This window comes from Azospirillum sp., assembly GCF_050789165.1.
The window spans coordinates 61,405-79,935 of the sequence record NZ_JBOZRT010000074.1 but is presented as its reverse complement, the minus strand read 5'-3'; the positions used below and the strand labels follow the sequence as shown (position 1 = coordinate 79,935).

The following is an 18,531-nucleotide window of genomic DNA, read 5'->3' as shown; positions in this document are numbered from 1 at the left end:
GCCCATGGCCTGGCCGACCCTCCTGTCCCGCCGCTCGCGCCTCCCCGCCGGCTTCGCCGTCGATTACCTGCCGGATGGCGAGGCCATCGAGCTGACGCCGATGCACTGGACGGCGCGCTCGACGCTCTACGTGCTGGCGGCGCTGCTGGCGGCGGCGGTGCTGTGGGCGGCGCTGGCGCAGGTCGACCGGCTGGTCTCCGCCGGCGGCCGGCTGGTTACCACGGCACCCCTGGTGATGGCGCAGCCGCTGGAGACCGCGGTGATCCGCTCCATCGACGTGGAGGTCGGCGATCTGGTGCGCGCCGGCGACCGGCTGGCCACACTCGACCCGACCTTCGCGGCGGCCGACCTCGCCGACCTCGCGGCCCGGCTGGCGAGCGTCGAGGCGCACCTCGGCCGCCTGCGCGCCGAACTGGACGGCGGCGCCTTCGACCCCGCCGGCCGCGGGCCGGACGCCGTCATGCAGGCGTCCATCCTCGAGCGCCGGCGCGCCGAGTACCGCTCCCGGCTGTCCCAGCTCGACGAGCGCGCGGCCCAGCTGCAGGCCGGGCTCGCCACCAGCCGCAAGGCGCAGGCCGGGCTGGCCGAGCGGCTCGCCGTCATCGAGGAGGTGGAGGGCATCCGCCGCCAGCTGCACGAGAAGCAGACCGGGTCGCGCCTGACCTACCTGGAGGCCCGCAACGAGCGGCTGCGCATGCGCGACGAGCTGGCCAACCTCAAGGACCGCGAACGCGAGGCGGAGCACGAGCTGAAGGGCGTGCAGGCCGAGCGCGCCGCCTTCATGGACGAGTGGCGCCGCAAGACCGCCGAGGAGCTGGTCGAACAGCAGCGCCAGCGCGCCACCCTGGTCGAGCAGATCGCCAAGGCCGAGCGCCGCCGCTCGCTGGTCACCTTGACGGCGCCGGTCGATGCGGTGGTGCTGGAGGTGGCCAAGCGCTCCGTCGGATCGGTCATCAAGGAGGCCGAGCCGCTGGTCACCCTGGTCCCGGCGGCGGTGCCGCTTGAGGTCGAGGTGGAGATCCCGTCGCGCGACGTCGGCCTGGTGCGCACCGGCGATCCCGTCCGCGTCAAGCTCGATGCCTTCCCCTTCCAGCGCCACGGCACGCTGAGCGGCGAGGTGCGCACCATCAGCGCCGACGCCTTCCAGCGCGAGAGCCAACCTGAGGGCAAGGGTGGCGCCAAGGCGGGCGGCGAGGCGGTCTTCCGCGCCCGCGTGCGGCTGACGGCGACCCGTCTGGAGGGGGTGCCGGAGGGCACGCGGCTCAGCCCGGGCATGCTGTCGACGGCGGAGATCCGCATCGGCACCCGCTCGGTGCTGTCCTATTTCCTCTACCCGGTGATCCGCGCGCTGGACGAGAGCATCCGCGAGCCCTGACGCGGCGGCCGGGCTTGTCTGGCCGCCCCCGCCGTCGTACAGCTTCCCTCCCCGAGAGCAGGGATGCAGCGATGTCCGGACACGCCCCCATGCGCAGCCACGTCGATCAGCGGCTGCGGCAGTTGCTCGAAAGCGACGCCCCCAACGAGAAGCGGTCCTACGACCTGCTGCTGCTGGGCGCCGCCTACCGCATGGAGATCCTGAAGGCGGTGCTGGTCGAGCGCACCCAGCGGGTCGTCGCCGGCGGCCCCTTCGCCGGCATGCGCCTGCTCGACGAGGTTTCGGATGGGTGTTACCTGCCGAAGCTCATGGGAACCTACGAGGGCGCGCTGCACCTCCACTTCGATGCCGCCTGCACGCGCGGATACGACGCCGTCGTCAACATCGGCTGCGCCGAGGGCTATTACGCCGTCGGCTTCGCCCGGCGTCTTCCGCAGGCGCAGGTCCATGCTTACGACATCGACCCGAACGCGCGTCGCCTGTGCGCGAACATGGCGCGCCTGAACGGGGTGGGCGAGCGGCTGCACATCGCCGACCGTTTCGACGGCGCCATGTTCGCCGGGTTCGCCGGCAAGCGGACGCTCGTCGTCTGCGACATCGAAGGAGGCGAGGTCGACCTGATCCGGCCCGACCTTTTTCCGGCGCTGCGCGGGATGGATCTGATCATGGAACTGCACGACTGGGGCGGCAACCCGGCGTCCACCATCGTGCCGCCGCGCTTCGCCGCGACGCATGAGGTCGTCGTGCTGGACGGCCGCTCCCGCGCCGGAAGGCTTCCGGACGCTCTGAGCACGCTCAGCGAGCTGGACCAGATGGTCGTGACGTGGGAAGGCCGTAGGGAGCAGACCCCCTGGGCCGTCATGACGGCCCGCGCGTAAGCGCGCCCCCACGTCCGCCGTATTATGGCGATTGGCCGGGGAGCGGGTGTGCGCTCGGCACTATGTGCTATGCAGCAAAGCCGGCTGGAGTCCATGCCGTCCGAGCACTTAGGTTGCGGGGGAGCGCACGCTCGGCCCCCTGCGGTTGCCGCCGTTCCGGCCCGCCCCGCCCCGCCCCGCAACCCCGGATGCATCGCGCGCATGATTTCCTTGCCACTGGCCCTGGTCCTGCCCTGGGGCATCCTCGACACCGCGCAGATCGACCCGCTGGGGCTCGTGCGCCTCGTCGGCTGGTCGCAGCAGCCGACCTGGACCATCGAGCCGCCGCGCCTCGCGCTGGATGACCGGGCGCTGCAGCACACCGCGGCCTACCGCTTCGCCCGGCCCGACGTGCCGCCCGGTGATGGACAGCTGGTGCCGCAGGCGGGGCTCGTGCTCGAATACCGGCTGGTCGACGGCTTCGGCGGCGATCCGCAGGCGCTGACGAGCGTGAGGATCGGCGATCGCGACTTCCCGCTCGACGCCCGGGTCGGCTTCGTGGAGCCGCATTACGGCACCCTCTTCGACACGGAGAGGGTCCTCACCCGCGACGACATCTACGGCTTCGGGCCGCCCAACCCCGAGGCGGACCCCGAGGTGGCGGAGCTGGTCGCCGGCACCGAAGGGCCGGTGCTCGACTTCGGCTGCGGCAGCGGCGCGCTGGTCCGGGCCATGCGCGGGCGCGGCCTGGACGCCCGGGGGCTGGAGATCGACCGCGAACCGGTCCGGCAGGCTCTGAGGCCGGATGTGGCGCCTTACGTCACGCTCTACGCGGGTGATTTTCCCAGCCCGTACGGGAGCGGGGCCTTCGACACCGTGATCGCGTCGGAGGTGCTGGAGCACATCCCGGACCACGCGGCGGCCATCTCGGAGATGGCGCGCCTGACGCGGCGGCGGCTGATCCTGACGGTGCCGGACATCGCCGCCATCCCGCTGGGCACCCGCCACCGTCTGGTGCCGTGGCACCTGCTGGAATCGACGCACGTCAACTTCTTCAACCAGCGGAGCCTCGGCCGCGCGCTGGCGCCCTTCTTCCCGAAGGTGGAGTTCGGCCGCATCTCGCCGTGCGCGCTGAACGACACGGCCTTCTACGTCAGCCTCGTCGCGGTCTGCAGCAAATAGCCGCAGCCGTCGCCGGACCCGGCGTCAGGCGAAGAAGCGGTTGCGGAAGTAGGCGATGGTCCGTCCCAGCCCGTCTTCCAGCGGCACCCTCGGCTCCCAGTTCAGCAGGGCCTTGGCCTTGGTGATGTCCGGGCGGCGCTGCTTGGGGTCGTCCTGGGGCAGCGGCCGGTGCTCGATGCGCGAGGCGGAGCGGGTCAGGCGGATCACCATCTCCGCCAGCTCGATCATGGTGAACTCGCCGGGGTTGCCGAGGTTCAGCGGACCGGTGACCCCGGCCGGCGCCGCCATGAAGCGCAGGAAACCCTCGATCAGGTCGTCGACGTAGCAGAAGGAGCGGGTCTGGCTGCCGTCGCCGTAGACGGTGATCGGCTCGCCCTTCAGCGCCTGCATGATGAAGTTGGACACCACGCGCCCGTCGTTGGGGTGCATGCGCGGTCCGTAGGTGTTGAAGATGCGGATGACCTTGATCGGCAGCCTGTGTTGGCGGTGGTAGTCGAAGAACAGCGTCTCTGCGCAGCGCTTGCCCTCGTCGTAGCAGGCGCGCGGGCCGATGGTGTTGACGTTGCCCCAGTACTCCTCCGGCTGCGGGTGGACGGCGGGATCGCCGTACACCTCCGAGGTCGAGGCCTGGAAGATCTTCGCGTTCAGCCGCTTGGCCAGCCCCAGCATGTTGATGGCGCCGTGCACCGACGTCTTGGTCGTCTGCACCGGGTCGTGCTGGTAGTGGATCGGCGAGGCCGGGCAGGCGAGGTTGTAGATCTCGTCCACCTCGACGTAGAGCGGAAACGTCACGTCGTGCCGCATCAGCTCGAAATGCGGGTTGCCCAGCAGGTGGGCGACGTTGTCGCGGCTTCCGGTGAAATAGTTGTCGGCGCACAGGACGTCGCAGTCCTGCTCCAGCAGGCGCTCGCACAGATGCGATCCGAGGAAGCCGGCGCCGCCGGTGACGAGGACGCGCTTCTTGTTGAGAGCCCGCATGGAGACCTGTCCTGCCTTGGTGGATCGTGGCCGCGGCCGAACTCAGTCGAGCAGACCGAGCAGATAGCGGCCGTAGTCGTTCTTCTTGAGCGGTTCAGCGAGGCGGCGCACCTGTTCGGCGTCGATCCAGCCGGCGTGGTAGGCGATCTCCTCCGGGCAGGCGATCTGCAGGCCCTGGCGGTTCTGCACGGTGCGGACGAACTCCGCCGCCTCCAGCAGGCTGTCGTGCGTGCCGGTGTCGAACCAGCCGTAGCCGCGGCCCATCTGCTCGACCTCGAGCTTGCCCATCGCCAGATAGGCGGCGTTGACCGAGGTGATCTCCAGCTCGCGGCGCGCCGACGGCTTCACCGCCGCCGCGATGTCCAGCACCTGGTTGTCGTAGAAGTACAACCCCGTCACCGCCCACTTGGAACGCGGGTTGGCCGGCTTCTCCTCGATGCTGAGCGCGCGGCCCTGGGCGTCGAACTCGACGACGCCGTAGCGCTCCGGGTCGCGCACGGCGTAGGCGAAGACGCGGGCGCCGCTCGCCTTCTCGCCGGCCGAGCGCAGCAGGTTGGTCAGGCCGTGGCCGTAGAAGAGGTTATCGCCGAGCACCAGCGCGCAGCTGTCGTTGCCGACGAAGTCGCGGCCGATGATGAAGGCCTGCGCCAGCCCGTCGGGCGAGGGCTGCACGGCGTAGGTCAGGTTGATGCCCCACTGCGCCCCGTCGCCCAGCACCGTCTGGAACAGCGGCTGGTCCTGGGGCGTGGTGATGATCAGGATGTCCTTGATGCCCGCCAGCATCAGCGTGCTGAGCGGGAAATAGATCATCGGCTTGTCGTAGATCGGCAGCAGCTGCTTGCTGATCGCCCGGGTCACCGGGTAGAGCCGCGTGCCGGAACCGCCGGCCAGGATGATGCCCTTCATGGTCGCGTCGCCTGCTGAGCGTTTCTTTGGGTTTACGATGCCGTCGCCGGGGAGAGCAGCGCGTCGAGCACGCGCTCCAGGCTGTCCCCCCAGCGGGGAGGCTCGATGCCGAAGACGGCGCGGATCTTGGCGCAGTCCAGGCGCGAGTTGGCCGGGCGGCGGGCCGGGGTGGGGTAATCGGCGGTGCCGATCGCCTTCAGGCGCGGCCGGCGGCCGGTCTCCCGCTCCAGGCGCTGGAAGATGCGGTCGGCGAAGCCGTGCCACGTGGTCTCGCCGGCGCCGGTGAAGTGGTAGGTGCCCCAAACGCCGGCGGGATCGCTGTCGATGCGACGCGCGATGGCGACGATGGCGTCGGCGATGTCGGCGGCGGCGGTCGGCGCGCCGTGCTGGTCGGCGACCACGCCCAGCTCCTCGCGCTCACGCCCGAGGCGCAGCATGGTCTTCACGAAGTTGGCGCCGTGCACGGCGTAGACCCACGAGGTGCGCAGGATGACGTGCTGCGGCAGCGCCGTGCGCACCGCCGCCTCGCCGGCCTCCTTGCTGGCGCCGTAGACGCCGAGCGGGCGGACCGGGTCCTCCTCGGTGTAGGGGCCGGGCTTGCTGCCGTCGAAGACGTAGTCGGTGGAGATGTGGATGAGCGGGATGCCGCGCGCCGCGCAGGCCGCCGCCAGCCGGCCCGGGCCGTCGCGGTTGACCGTGAAGGCGGCGTCCCGGTCGCTCTCCGCCTTGTCCACGGCGGTGTAGGCGGTGGCGTTGACCACCAGGTCGGGGGCGTGCGCCGCGACCGCCGCCTCGACGGTCTCGGGCCGCAGCATGTCGATGTCCGGGCGGGAGAGCCCGACGAGGGCGCTGTCCTGGGGCCAGGCCGCGCGCATCAGCGCGTCGCCGACCTGACCGCTGGTGCCGAGGATCAGGACCTTCATGCCACCTCGAGCCCCAGACGCTCGCCGCGGTAGGACCCGTTCAGGATGGCCTGCCACCAGTCGCGGTTGCCCAGGTACCATTCGACGGTCTTGCGCAGGCCGGTCTCGAAGGTCTCCTGCGGCGTCCAGCCCAGCTCGCGGGTGATCTTGCCGGCGTCGATGGCGTAGCGCTTGTCGTGGCCGGGGCGGTCGGCGACGAAGGTGATCAGCCGCTCGTGCGGCGCGCCGGCGGGGTTCATCTCGTCCAGCAGGGCGCAGAGCGTGCGAACCACCTCGAGGTTGGTGCGCTCGTTGTTGCCGCCGATGTTGTAGCTCTCGCCGATGCGGCCCTTCTCCAGCACGAGGCGCAGCGCGCGGGCGTGATCCTCGACGTACAGCCAGTCGCGCACGTTGTCGCCCTTGCCGTACACCGGCAGCGGCTCGCCCTTGAGACCCTTGAGGATCATCAGCGGGATGAGCTTTTCCGGGAAATGGTACGGGCCGTAGTTGTTCGAGCAGTTGGTCAGCACGACCGGCAGCCCGTAGGTCTCGTGCCACGCCCGCACCAGATGGTCCGAGGAGGCCTTGCTGGCCGAATAGGGCGAGTTCGGGCTGTACGGCGTGGTCTCGGTGAAGAAGCCCTCGTCGCCCAGCGAGCCGAACACCTCGTCGGTGGAGATGTGGTGGAAGCGGAAGGCGGCGCGCTGCTCGGCCGGCAGCGACAGCCAGTAGCCGCGCGCGGCCTCCAGCAGGCGGAAGGTGCCGACCACGTTGGTCTGGATGAACTCGCCCGGCCCGTCGATGGAGCGGTCGACGTGCGATTCCGCCGCCAGGTGCATGACGGCGTCCGGCTTGTGCTGGGCGAAGACGCGCTTCAGCGCCTCGCCGTCGCAGATGTCCACCTTCTCGAAGACGTAGCGCGGGTTGCCCTCGGCGCCCGGGATCGACGCGAGGTTGGCCGCGTAGGTCAGCTTGTCCAGGTTGACGACGAAGGCGTCGGTCTCGGCCAGAAGCTGACGGACGACGGCGGAGCCGATGAATCCGGCCCCGCCGGTGACGACGATACGCTTCATCAGAATACCTTTGCCCCTGTCAGATCCACATCAGAACACGTCGGTCAGGTCGGCGAGGCGCGGCGCCTTGCGGTCCTTGTCCGAGAGCTGGGCCTTGTCGGCGGCGACCGGCCATTCGATGCCCAGCTCCGGGTCGTTCCACAAGAGGCCGCGGTCATGCTCGGCCGAATAGAAGTTGGTCACCTTGTAGATGACTTCGGTGTCCGGTTCCAGTGTGCAGAATCCGTGCGCAAAGCCGATCGGCACCAGGATCTGGTTCCAATCCTTGGCGCTGATCACCGCGCTGACGTGCCGGCCGAAGGTGGGCGAGCCCCGGCGGATGTCCACGGCGACGTCGAGGATCGCCCCCTTCACCACGCGCACCAGCTTGTCCTGGGCGAACGGCGGCAGCTGGAAGTGCAGGCCGCGCACGGTGCCCACCTCGGCCGACAGCGACTGGTTGTCCTGCACGAAGTCGTAGTGCAGGCCGGCGGCCTCGAACGCGCGCTTGCTGTAGGTCTCCGAGAAGAAGCCGCGGTGGTCGCCGAACTTCTTCGGGCGGATGATCTTGACGTCGGGAATGGCCAGTTCGGTGACTTCCATGGGTCAGGCGCTTTCCTTCTGAAGCCAGGGCCGCACGACGCGCGGCGGGAAGGCCAGCCCGAAGTCGGCGGCCTCCAGCGTCAGGTTGGGGTTGTAGAACGGATCCTCGATCAGCGCCTTGCCCCAGCGGCCGTGCATGTAGCGGATCTCGCGCATGAAGCGGGCGATCTTGTCGGGCGCCATGTCGGACCCGCGCGAGGCGGATTCCAGGTGGTACAGCTCGGCGTGCGGCGTCCACACCAGGAAATAGCCCTTCTCGCGGATGCGCAGGCACAGGTCGACGTCGTTGAAGGCGACGGCGAGGTTCTCCTCGTCCAGCCCGTCGACCTCGTCGAACACCGCCCGGCGCATGATCAGGCAGGCGGCGGTGACGCAGGACATGTTCTGCACCAGGCGCAGCCGGCCGAAATGGCCGGGATGCTCGCGCGGCAGGTTCTTGTGGATGTGGTTGGCGACGCCGTTGATGCCGGTCACCACGCCGGCGTGCTGGATGGTGTCGTCGCCGTAGTACAGCTTGGCGCCGACCGCGCCCACCTCCGGGCGCACCGCGTGGCTGACCATCTCCTTCAGCCAGCCGGGCTCGATCACCTTGATGTCGTTGTTGATCAGGCCGATCAGCTCGCCCCGGGCGTGCTGGACGCCGTAGTTGTTGATGGCCGAGAAGTTGAACGGCCCCTCGTAGCGCAGCACCTTGACCCGCTCGCGGCCTTCCAGCGACGCGAAGTAGGCGAGCGTCTCCGCCTCCTCGCTGTTGTTGTCGAGGATCAGCACTTCCAGGTTCGGGTAGTCGGTCTCGCCGAGCAGCCCTTCGACGCACTGGCGCAGCAGGTCCAGCTTGTCGCGCGTCGGCACGATCAGCGAGACCAGCGGCGCCGGGTCCGGCATCGGGTAGGTGATGCGCGAGTACCACTCCGCCCCCGGCGCGGCGCCGACCCTGGCCGGCACGCCGATGCGGTCGAAATGGTCTTGCAGCGCGCGCCGCGCGGCGTCCGTCGCGGTCGGCAGCGCCACCGTCGAGAAGGACGAGGACGCCGAGAAGACGCGCCAGTGGTAGAGGATCATCGGGATGTGGCGGATGCGCGTCCGGTCGGTCTTCTCGACCGCGCGCAGCACCAGATCGTAGTCCTGGCTGCCCTCGTAGCCGACGCGGAAGCCGCCGATCGCCTCCAGCAGCGTCCGGCGGAACACGCCCAGGTGGCTGACCATGTTCTGCCCGCAGAACAGGTCGGGGTTCCAGTCCGACTTGAAGTACGGGTCGTAGCGCCGGCCGTTCTCGTCGATCTTGTCCTCGTCGGAGTAGATCACGTCGGCGTCGGGGTGCCGGACGATCTCCTCCGCGACCACGTACAGGGCGTGCGGCGGCAGCTCGTCGTCGTGGTCCATGAGGGCGACGAAGGTGCCGGTCGCCAGCTCCAGCGCGGTGTTGCTGGCCGCCGAGATGTGGCCGTTGGTCTCGCGCCGCACCCATTTGATGCGCGCGTCGCGGCCGGCGTATTCCTCCAGCACGCGGGCGACGTGCGGCGCGGTGGACGCGTCGTCGGCGATGCACAGCTCCCAGTCGGGATAGAGCTGCTCCAGCACCGTGTCGATGGCGCGGCGCAGGTAGGGCTCCGGCGTGTTGTAGACCGGCATGACGACCGAGATCATCGGGCGCTGCGGCATCCGCGCGATCGACGCCGCGATGGCCTGGCGGTCCGCCGGGGTCAGGGTGTCGTACAGGCCGACCCAGGTGTCGTAGTCGGCGGTCACGTTGCTGGGCAGCAGGCCGTGCAGCAGGCGCGCCTTGGCCGCCCCCCAGCCGTGCCGGCGCAGGTAGTCGAGGCCGCGCCCGGTCTGGCCGCGGTACTGCTGCAGCGCGCGCTGCAGCACCTGGACCTTGCCGATCTCGTGGATCGTCAGCTCCTCGATGACGAAGCTGGCCGGCCGGTCGGTGGGGTCGAGGCGCAGGGCCTTGGCGTCGTTCGGCAGCAGGACCAGCGTCTCGGCGCTGCCCTCCAGCAGCGGCGGCAGGCGGATGATCCCGCCCTCGCCGAAGCCGGCACCGCAATCGACGTAGAGCAGCGGCGACAGCGGCACCGACGAGTCGGCGACGCGGTAGGAGACCACGCACCAGCCGGTCGGGCAGCGCCCCTGGTCGGAGACGAGGCGGAGCGCCGGGTCGACACCGGTGCTCTCGAAGCCGCGCCCCTGGACGACGACGTCGTGCATCGGCTCCAGCGCCATGCGGTGCCGGCGCGAGCGGTGGTAGCGGCGCAGCGACTGCACCAGCCGCCCCAGCTTGCGCACCGGCGCCGACACCTTCCAGGAGGTCGAGCTGTACAGGCCGCGCAGCCGCTCGTCGCGGTTGCGGATCACCGCGTCCTGCTCGGCGTTGGCGCCGCGCAGCGCCTCGATCTCGCCCTGGAGGATGAGGATGTCGCGGTCGCGCGCCGCGATGGCCTGCTCGCGGTCCCGCTGCACCGCCTGGAGGTCGAGGATGATCTGGTCGCGCGACGCGACTCCGCCCTGGAGTATGGCGATGTCGCGGTCGCGCTCGGCGACCGTGGTCATCACGCTGCGGATCTCGTCGACCTTGCCGCGCACCGCCTCGTGCAGGCCGGCGATCTCGCCCTGAAGGGCCAGGATGTGGTCGGCGCGTGCCTGCGCCTGCTGGGTCTCGATCACCCCGCTGCCCAGCCGGTCGAAGAAGGCGCGGATCTCGTGCTCGCGCTCGCCGCCACGGGCGTCGAAGAGCCACTGCGCCGCCTCCGGCAGCTCGCCGCCGACGCCGAGCACGCCCAGGCCGTTGGAGTGCAGGAACCCGAAGGACGGGTAGGCGGCCGACAGCTCGTCCCACAGCTTCCAGACGCCGAAGTCGTCCTTGCGCACGTTGCTGTCGTGGAACAGCACGACCCCGCGCGGGCTCATCTTCGGCAGCCACGTCTCGAAATCGTGGCGCACGGCGTCATAGGTGTGCAGGCCGTCGATGTGCAGCAGATCGACGCTGCCGGGCGAGAAGTGCCCGGCGGCCTCGTCGAAGGTCATGCGCAGCATGCGCGAGAACGCCCCGTAGCGCAGGTCGTGGAAGTCCGCGAGCCTCCGGTACACCTCGTCGCCGTAATAGCCGGCCTGCGGGTCGCCCTGCCAGGTGTCCACGGCGTAGCACGCGGTGCCGGTGCCAAGCTGCTTCACCGCCTGGCAGAAGGCCGAGTAGGAGTTGCCGGTGTGCGTGCCCAGCTCGACGAAGGTCTGCGGGCGCAGCGCCTCGATGCTCCACAGCGCGAAGGGCGTGTGCCCGAGCCACGACGGCGGCGCCGTGATGAGATCCGGGGTGAGGAAGCTGATGGGTCGGCAGAGACGGCTGAGCGTGTCGGATCCCGGGTCCTTCAAAAACGAATCCACCTGTCGCCTCTTGCTCTGTCTGGCACGGCGCGGCGCGCGCCCGTGCCCGCCCGCCGTGCTGCTGTATTCGGAGCCCCGATCGCCCAGGGCACGGCGCGCCGTCTTAGCCTGTGCATCTGACCGGCTGCAATGGCCGCACGCCGTTCGCATGACGGCGACAGACATACGCTGAGCATTTATGGAATGCAAGCCGCTGTCCCGGCCGCCGCTCCGCGGACCGGAGCTGCTGCGCGCCGCGTCCTATCGCCGTCCGGCTCCAGCCGGGCTGACGGCTTGCCCGGAGCCGGTCTCCAGCGAGATCGCCAGCATGGGGATACCGACGAGGCCGCGGACGACATGGCTGGCGTGCACCTTGAAGAACAGCGCGTCGTCAATCCAGTGGTGCTGCACGTGGTCGGTCTGCGTCCCCTCGGCCACGGCCACCGTGACGGAGAAGTCGCCGCTCGGCAGGTACGGCATCTGGAAGCGGAAGCGGGCGGCGAAGTCCTGCCCCGCCGGCACGGTGATCGTGTCGAGCTGATAGGTGAGGTAGGTGTTGTCGCCGAACAGGTTCTGGCCGAGCTTGTCCTTGACGTAGAAGCCGACGATCGGCCGGTGCACGTCCTGCTCGGCGCGGCAGGTCACCTTCAGCGTGATGACCTCGCCGCCTTCCAGCACCGCCAGCCGCTGCTCGGAGGCGTCCAGCAGCTCGACGCCCAGGATGCTGGCGCCGCGCTGGCCGAACCACGGGCCGGCGTCGTTGAAGTCGAACAGCTCGATGGCGTTGCGGTGCTCGGACGCCTTCAGCAGCTCAGCGCGGGCGTCCTCGACCGGCTGCTCCGGCGGCGGGGTGCGGCGGCTGCCGCCGATCCGGAAGGTGCTGGAGGTGTCGCGCTCGGCGTAGAGGTCGGCGAGGTAGTCGTGGCAGACGTCCTTGGCCGGGCCGATGGCGCGCACCGACCCGTTGTCGAGCCACACCACCCGGTCGCATAGGTTCACCACCTGTCCGGTGTCGTGCGACACGAAGAACAGCGTGCCGCGCTCCTTGAAGCGGTGGATGAAGCGCATGCACTTTTGCGTGAAGGCAGCGTCGCCGACGGCCAGGATCTCGTCCACGATCATAATGTCGGCGTCCACGTGCGCCGCGACCGCGAAGGCGAGGCGGGCGTACATGCCGCTGGAATAGAGCTTGACCGGCTGTTCGATGAAGTCGCCGATGCCGGCGAACTCGGTGATGGCGGCGTAGCGCTGGGATATCTGCTCGTTGGACAGGCCGAGCACCGAGGCGGCGAGGTAGACGTTCTCACGCCCGGTGAACTCGGGATTGAAGCCGGCCCCCAGCTCCAAGAGCGCGGCGACGCGCCCGGTGACGGCGATGCGGCCCGTGGTCGGCGTCAGCGTGCCGCACAGCAGCTGTAGGAAGGTCGACTTGCCGGAGCCGTTGCGGCCGATCAGCCCGACGGTCTCCCCCTTGCGCACGCTCAGCGACACGTCCTTGAGCGCCCAGTACTCGTCGTAGTACTTGCGCCGGCCACGGACCAGCATCTGCTTCAGCCGGTCCTGCGGGCGCTTGAAGATGGCGTAGGCCTTGCCCAGCCCTTCGGCGTCGATGACGATCTCCGGTTCAGACGACATCGGCGAAGCCCCTGCGGGTCTTCATGAACCACGCGTAGCCGAGCCAGGCCACGCCCCAGGCGGCGAGCGTGGCGACCCCCCACTCCAGCGGCGCGGGCACCCGGCCCCAGAACAGCAGGTCCTTGGACTGCTCCAGAATCGGCGTCAGCGGGTTGAGGTGGATGAGGCCGCGGAAGCGCTCGGGCACCGCGGTCAGCGGATAGAAGATCGGGCTGAGGAACATCAGGACGGTCACCGCGACGCCGACCACCTGCCGGATGTCGCGCAGGAAGACGCCGGCCGACGCCAGGAACCAGGAGATCCCCAGCGTCATCAGGCACAACGGAAGCAGCACCAGCGGCAGCAGCAGCACCGTGAGGGGCGGCAGGCCGAGCGCCGCCGCGTAGAAGACCAGCAGGATGGCGAAGCCGATCGCCGCGTTGAACAGCGCCACCACCAGCGTGACCAGCGGCAGGATCTCCAGCGGGAAGACGACCTTCTTGATGTAGCTGACGTTCTCCAGGAGCAGGCCGGGCGCCCGGTTCACGCCGTCGGAGAAGACGGTGAACAGCACCAAGCCGGAGAACAGCAGCAGCGCGAACTCCACGCTGCCGGTGCCGGCCGCGCCCCAGCGGGCCTGGAACACCACGGTGAAGACGAAGGTATACACCGCGAGCATCAGCAACGGGTTGATCACCGCCCAGACGATGCCCAGGACGGAGCCGCGGTAGCGCGCGTCGATCTCGCGCCTGGCAAGGCGCAGGATGAGGCTGCGGTGCCGCCACGCTGTCCGGAAAAGCGCCAGGGGACCGGCACCGGAATCCGCCACACCTGGCCTAGAAGTCTGCGATTCCAGCAACTTAGAATAATCCCCCGCTTCGGCCGGCCGACCATAGCGCCCGCCCCTGCCCCGTTCAAGCGAAACCGCCGGGCGGTGCCGTGGCCGAAGCACTCCCCGCCGCCGCATCCGCACTGCGCCGTTGAACCGTTGAGGGGGGGCGAATAGAGTGGCGCCCACCTTTCGTTCCGGCCGCCCAGCGCTGTTCCTATGATCCCTGACGACGCCCCACCGCAACGGCCGCAAGCCGCGGACGATCCGCACCGTGCCGGCCAGCTGGCGGAAACCGCGGAACACTGCGCGGCCGTCCTGGCCACCGAACCGGAGAACGCCGCCGCGCTCTACCGGATGGGGACGCTGGCCTGGCAGCACGGCCGTCATTTTGAGGCGGCGACGCGGCTGTCGCGCGCCGTATCGCTCGACCCCGAGATCCCGGACGGCCACACGCAGCTTCTGCGCCTGCTGGAAGTGTTCCTCGCCAGCGCCGAAGCCGAGCGCGCCCGCGGCGGCCTCGACCGGTGCGCCGCGCTCTACGCCTTCGTCCTCGAGCGCAAGGTGACGTCGATCTGCGCCTGTGTGGTGCGCGAGTGGTATCCGCTCGCCGCGGCGGACGGCCTCAAGCAGGCGCTTCAGCGCGTCGAGCAGGCGGTGCGCGAGGCGCGGGAGCGCGGCGCGCCTCTGCCGGACGCCGATCGCCTGCAGGGGTTGATCGATCTGGAACTCGGCCGCCCGCGACAGGGCACGCGGCTCCTGCAGGCGGTGGCCGACCGCGGGATCGCCGACGCGGAGCAGCAGCAGGCCATCGGCCTGATCCTGCTCGCCCACAAGCAGTACGATGAGGCCATCGCGCTGCTCCGCCGCGCGCTCGTCCTGGAGCCGGGGCGGGTGGACGCCTGCCACGGGATCGGCAAGGCGTTCTACCGGCTGGGTCGTTTCGGCCGATCAGCGGCGGCGTTGGAGCGGACGGTCGCGATCAGCCCGCGCCACGCGGCGGCGTGGGTCGATCTCGGCTACGCACGGCACGCCCAGCGCCGGCACGACGACGCCGTCGCCAGTTTCGACGCCGCGCTGCGCTGGCATCCGACGTCGGCTTGGGCGGTGCTGGGCATCGCGGCGGTGCATCTGGTGCGAGGCGCACAAACGCAGGCGGCGGAGGCGTTCGAGCGGGCCAAAGCGCTGGCGCCGGCGCTGGCGGAGCCCTACATCGGCCTTGGCAGCCTTCTGATCGGCACCGACCGCGGCCGGGCTCTGTCCTTCTTCACAGAAAGCGTCAATCGCAAGTTCGGCCAGCAGCATTCGCCGCTGCCCCGCGGGCCGGGGATGTACGAATCGCTCCGCGGCTATTTCGACGCGCTCTACGGCGTGCTCGCCGAGGCCGCGCGGTCGCTGCCGCCGGCGGTCGAACCGGCGGTGCGCGAGATCGGCGGCGACACCTTTGCGGACCATCAGCCGGTGGTCGGGCGCCTGACGCCGTTCGCCGCGGTGCCGAACGACGGACGCTTCCACCCGCGCGACCCGGCCGGCCGGATCTCCACCCTGCGGCTGGAGCCCGCGCGGGTGATCCCCCTGGCGCCGCCCTTCAACTACGAGCCGGAGGTCCACGACAGCCGCTTCTACGAATGCGTGATGCTCCAGATCGCCGAGCGGGTTTACGAAAGGGCCGCCTGGCACCAGCGTTACCCGTTCCCGCGCTACGCCGGGTCGGAAGGCGTGTTCCTGTCGCGCATCGACGGCTGCCGCTTCCGCAACGCGTGTTCGCTGTACTCCACCGCGGGCGACTTCTTCGAGGAGTCCCGGCTGTTCGACGAGGGGTTCCTGCCCTCCGGAAGCGGCAGCCTCGGGTTCCGTTGGGATGAGGACCGCTACCGCATCCGCATGCCGCATCCGCCATCGCGGATCATGGCGCCGCACAACGTGCTGGGTGGCATGCACGCCCACCACTACGCGTCCTGGCTGGTGTGCATCGCCGCGAAGCTGCACATCTACCAGACGCATGAGGAGACGCGCGACCATCCCTTCGTGCTGAACCGGCGCGTCTACGAGGAAGCCCGCTTCGCCCGCGAGATCCTCGAAGCCTTCGGCGTCCCGCGCGAGCGGCTGCTGCTGGTCGGCAACGGGACCTTCGAACTGGACCGTGCCTATTGTGCCTCCACCACCGAGTGGTACTATTCCCCGTTCGGGACCGAGGCGGTGCGCCGGCGGCTGCTGGAGGCCTACGGCATCCCCGAGAAGCCGCGCGGATCGAGGATCTTCTACGTGTCCCGCCGTGACGCCTACGCCCGGCAGATCCTGAACGAGGACGAGATTATCGAGTACCTGTCGCGCTACGGCGTGACGGTGGTGACGAATTCCGAGCTGTCCGTCCGCGAGATCGCCGAACTGTTCTCGGACGCGCGCTGCGTCATCGGCGCCGCCGGGGCCGGGCTGGCCAACGTCCTGTTCTCGCCGCCGGGGACGACGGTCATCGATCTCACCAACGACACCATGATCGAACCGATGTACTGGATGATGTGCACCCAGCTCAGGCACCGCTACGGCATCTTGATCGAGGATCGGCTGAACCGGCTCGGCGACTACGTGGTGCCGCTAAGCCGGTTCAGGGCGCTGTTCGAGGCGATCGCCTGACCGGCCGCTCGGGAGCGCGCGGCTGGCCTGTCCCGGATGCCTCGGATCACACGTCTACAGCCTGGTCGCCGGCACCGGTGTGCCAGTCCCAGGCCGTGCGGACGATGTCGTCGATGCCGCGGTAGCGCGGTCGCCAGCCGAGCACCGCGTTGGCGTGGCCGGCGTTCGCCACCAAACTGGGCGGATCACCGGGCCGCCGCGCGGCGTGCGCGACCGGCACCCGGCGACCGGAAACGCGCCCCACCGCGGCAAGCAACTCCAGCACCGAGGTGCCAACCCCGGTGCCCAGGTTGACCGCCTCCCCGGAGTGTCCGGATTCCAACCGCTCCATGGCCGCGCAGTGCGCCTCGGCGAGGTCCCAGACATGCACGTAGTCCCGCACCGCCGATCCGTCGGGTGTGTCGTAGTCGGTGCCCAGCACTTGAAACCGGGGAATGCGCCCGCGTGCCGCCTGAATCGCCAGCGGCACCGCGTGCGGCTCCGGATCGTGGCGCTCCCCGATCTCGCCCTCGGGGTCGGCACCGGCGGCGTTGAAATAGCGCACGATTAACGGGCGCGTGCCATAGGCGGCGGCGAAGTCGCGCAGCATGCTCTCGACCATGAGCTTGCTGCGGCCGTAGGGGTTGATGGGCCGCTGCGGATCGGTTTCCTCAATGAGCGGCCGGACCGGCAGACCGTAGGTGGCGCAGGTGCTGGAGAAGACGATGCGCTCCACCCCGGCGTCGCGCATGGCTTCCAGCAGCGACAGCGTGCCGACCACATTGTTGCGGTAGTACAGCCCCGGATCGCCAGTCGATTCCCCGACATAGGCCAGGGCCGCGAAGTGGAAGACGCCGTCCGGCCGCCAGCGGTGCAAAACCTCGCGCAGGCGCGCGGCGTCGTTCAGGTCCCCCTCTTCGAGCGGCCCCCACCGCACCGCGCCGCGATGGCCGCGCGACAGATTGTCGTATGTGACGGGGCGATGACCGCGCCGTGCCAGCAACTTGCAGATATGGCTGCCGATGTAGCCCGCGCCGCCGGTGACTAGGAATGTTGCCATCGTTGTATCGAATCGCTGCCGGATGTCGTGGACGAGGTCAGACCGGCCCGCCCCCGACCTTTCCGATGTGCGTCTGGTAGCGGTCGATGTTCTGGCGCAGCGTCACCGGAAAGCGCTCGTCCACCGGCCACAGCTCCCAGCGATACCCGGAGCGGTCGAACAGGTCGGCCCCCCGGCGGATCAGATCGTCGACGTCGATGCTCTGCAGAAAGCTATCGACGTTGAATTCCTGATGGGAGAAGTTGCGCAGCTTGTTGACGACGTGCGCCGTGTTGCCGATGTAGGAGAAGTGCCAGCCGGCGTTGTCGATCGCCCCCACCTGCCCGTCGAAGGCGCCCGACGCCGCCTTGGCGTGGATGCCGAAGCGGGAGTCGCGGATCTTCTGCGGTGAGGTCTGCGCCACCACGGGCTGCTTCGCCGCAATTGCCCAGACCATGTGTTGTTCCGGCCCCGCCACGTTGACGTAGTTGAGCCGGAAGTACGAGAACTGCAGACGCATTCCGACCAGCAAGCGCGGATCGTTGCGCAGGTCCCGAAGGCACTCGCGCCGGATGATCTCATCGACGTCCGCGATGATGATGGTGTCTTCAGCCGTGGTATCCGCAAGACCACGCGCAATCGCGTTGCGCTGAAAAAACTCCATCTGCCACGAATCGGCGCCAGCGGGCATGTCATCAACGACGACGTGTATGATCTTGTCGGCGAAGCGTTGGAATCTTGAACGGTTGTCGGCGTAGTACAAAGGCTTCGGAACATGCATATGCGTTTCCGTCGCCTCGACGATCACGAATTTATCAACGTAATCATATGTCTCTTCAAGTTGCAGCTCAAGGATATCGAGCTCATTGAAAAAGATGAAGCAGTTGTAAATCATTGCTTCCGATTACCTCTGCGGCCGCACGCGATTCCGCACGCCGAAGCACCGCAATCCCTTCAGCGCGCCTAAAGTGGTGTGGCGTATCAGTTCGCGCCTGGGCTGTCAAGAAGAGCCAATTCCCAGCGGCGGGGGAAAGACGAAGGCGCCCACCCACGAAGGATTCGGTCTGTCCGGTCTTAAAATTATTACAGCGTGCCAGGACAATGTCCGCCGCGGCTGATTGTCAATACTATCCCAAGCGCTTCCGGGCGAACCGATCGAAATCCAACGCGACGGCCCTGCGCGTCCGCCGGCACCCCGCGCGCCGCCGGGGTGCCGGGGAC

At 69.2% G+C, this 18,531-nt stretch carries 14 protein-coding genes; 4 read left to right on the top strand and 10 right to left on the bottom strand.

Annotated features, from left to right (window positions below; genetic code table 11):
- Nucleotides 1-4: 4 nt before the first annotated feature.
- From ACRWK7_RS16665 to ACRWK7_RS16655, 3 genes are all read left to right on the top strand, one after another.
- Nucleotides 5-1,375 (top strand): HlyD family type I secretion periplasmic adaptor subunit, encoded by a 1,371-nt coding sequence (locus ACRWK7_RS16665; protein WP_431857392.1) that lies wholly within the window; start codon nucleotides 5-7, stop codon nucleotides 1,373-1,375.
- 71 nt (nucleotides 1,376-1,446) lie between these two features.
- The gene (locus tag ACRWK7_RS16660) at nucleotides 1,447-2,253 is read left to right on the top strand and encodes a hypothetical protein (RefSeq protein ID WP_431857391.1); all 807 of its coding nucleotides are present in this window, start codon (nucleotides 1,447-1,449) and stop codon (nucleotides 2,251-2,253) included.
- 201 nt (nucleotides 2,254-2,454) lie between these two features.
- Nucleotides 2,455-3,414 carry a class I SAM-dependent methyltransferase gene (locus ACRWK7_RS16655; protein ID WP_431857389.1) on the top strand — a complete coding sequence of 320 codons (960 nt, stop codon included), beginning with the start codon at nucleotides 2,455-2,457 and terminating at the stop codon, nucleotides 3,412-3,414.
- A 24-nt stretch (nucleotides 3,415-3,438) separates the two neighbouring features.
- On the opposite strand, the gene ACRWK7_RS16650 is transcribed toward ACRWK7_RS16655, so the two are convergent.
- The 8 genes from ACRWK7_RS16650 to ACRWK7_RS16615 all read right to left on the bottom strand — a co-directional run bounded on the left by ACRWK7_RS16650 (nucleotide 3,439) and on the right by ACRWK7_RS16615 (nucleotide 13,658).
- Nucleotides 3,439-4,392, bottom strand: a complete 954-nt coding sequence (locus tag ACRWK7_RS16650) for a UDP-glucuronic acid decarboxylase family protein (RefSeq protein WP_431857388.1) — start codon at nucleotides 4,390-4,392, stop codon at nucleotides 3,439-3,441.
- Between the two features lie 42 nt (nucleotides 4,393-4,434).
- Nucleotides 4,435-5,298, bottom strand: a complete 864-nt coding sequence (rfbA, locus tag ACRWK7_RS16645; protein WP_431857387.1) for a glucose-1-phosphate thymidylyltransferase RfbA — start codon at nucleotides 5,296-5,298, stop codon at nucleotides 4,435-4,437.
- Nucleotides 5,299-5,330: 32 nt separating this feature from the next.
- A complete protein-coding gene (rfbD, locus tag ACRWK7_RS16640) occupies nucleotides 5,331-6,221 on the bottom strand; it encodes a dTDP-4-dehydrorhamnose reductase (RefSeq protein WP_431857386.1) in 891 nt (296 codons plus the stop codon).
- Nucleotides 6,218-7,273 carry a dTDP-glucose 4,6-dehydratase gene (gene rfbB / locus ACRWK7_RS16635; protein ID WP_431857385.1) on the bottom strand — a complete coding sequence of 352 codons (1,056 nt, stop codon included), beginning with the start codon at nucleotides 7,271-7,273 and terminating at the stop codon, nucleotides 6,218-6,220. Before rfbB ends, rfbD begins: the two co-directional genes overlap by 4 nt.
- A gap of 30 nt (nucleotides 7,274-7,303) precedes the next feature.
- Entirely contained in the window at nucleotides 7,304-7,855 is a 552-nt protein-coding gene (gene rfbC, locus ACRWK7_RS16630) for a dTDP-4-dehydrorhamnose 3,5-epimerase (protein ID WP_431857384.1), read from the bottom strand.
- Between the two features lie 3 nt (nucleotides 7,856-7,858).
- Nucleotides 7,859-11,236, bottom strand: coding sequence for a glycosyltransferase (locus tag ACRWK7_RS16625; protein WP_431857383.1), 3,378 nt, complete (start codon nucleotides 11,234-11,236; stop codon nucleotides 7,859-7,861).
- A 240-nt stretch (nucleotides 11,237-11,476) separates the two neighbouring features.
- Nucleotides 11,477-12,850, bottom strand: a complete 1,374-nt coding sequence (locus ACRWK7_RS16620; protein ID WP_431857382.1) for an ABC transporter ATP-binding protein — start codon at nucleotides 12,848-12,850, stop codon at nucleotides 11,477-11,479.
- The gene (locus ACRWK7_RS16615; RefSeq protein ID WP_431857381.1) at nucleotides 12,840-13,658 is read right to left on the bottom strand and encodes an ABC transporter permease; all 819 of its coding nucleotides are present in this window, start codon (nucleotides 13,656-13,658) and stop codon (nucleotides 12,840-12,842) included. The genes ACRWK7_RS16620 and ACRWK7_RS16615 overlap by 11 nt, the downstream gene beginning before the upstream one ends.
- 219 nt (nucleotides 13,659-13,877) lie before the next feature.
- On the opposite strand from ACRWK7_RS16615, the gene ACRWK7_RS16610 reads away from it, so the two are divergent.
- A complete protein-coding gene (locus tag ACRWK7_RS16610; RefSeq protein ID WP_431857380.1) occupies nucleotides 13,878-16,292 on the top strand; it encodes a glycosyltransferase 61 family protein in 2,415 nt (804 codons plus the stop codon).
- Nucleotides 16,293-16,338: 46 nt separating this feature from the next.
- On the opposite strand, the gene galE is transcribed toward ACRWK7_RS16610, so the two are convergent.
- Nucleotides 16,339-17,331 carry a UDP-glucose 4-epimerase GalE gene (gene galE, locus ACRWK7_RS16605; protein WP_431857379.1) on the bottom strand — a complete coding sequence of 331 codons (993 nt, stop codon included), beginning with the start codon at nucleotides 17,329-17,331 and terminating at the stop codon, nucleotides 16,339-16,341.
- Nucleotides 17,332-17,368: 37 nt separating this feature from the next.
- A complete protein-coding gene (locus ACRWK7_RS16600) occupies nucleotides 17,369-18,205 on the bottom strand; it encodes a hypothetical protein (RefSeq protein WP_431857378.1) in 837 nt (278 codons plus the stop codon).
- Nucleotides 18,206-18,531: the final 326 nt, after the last annotated feature.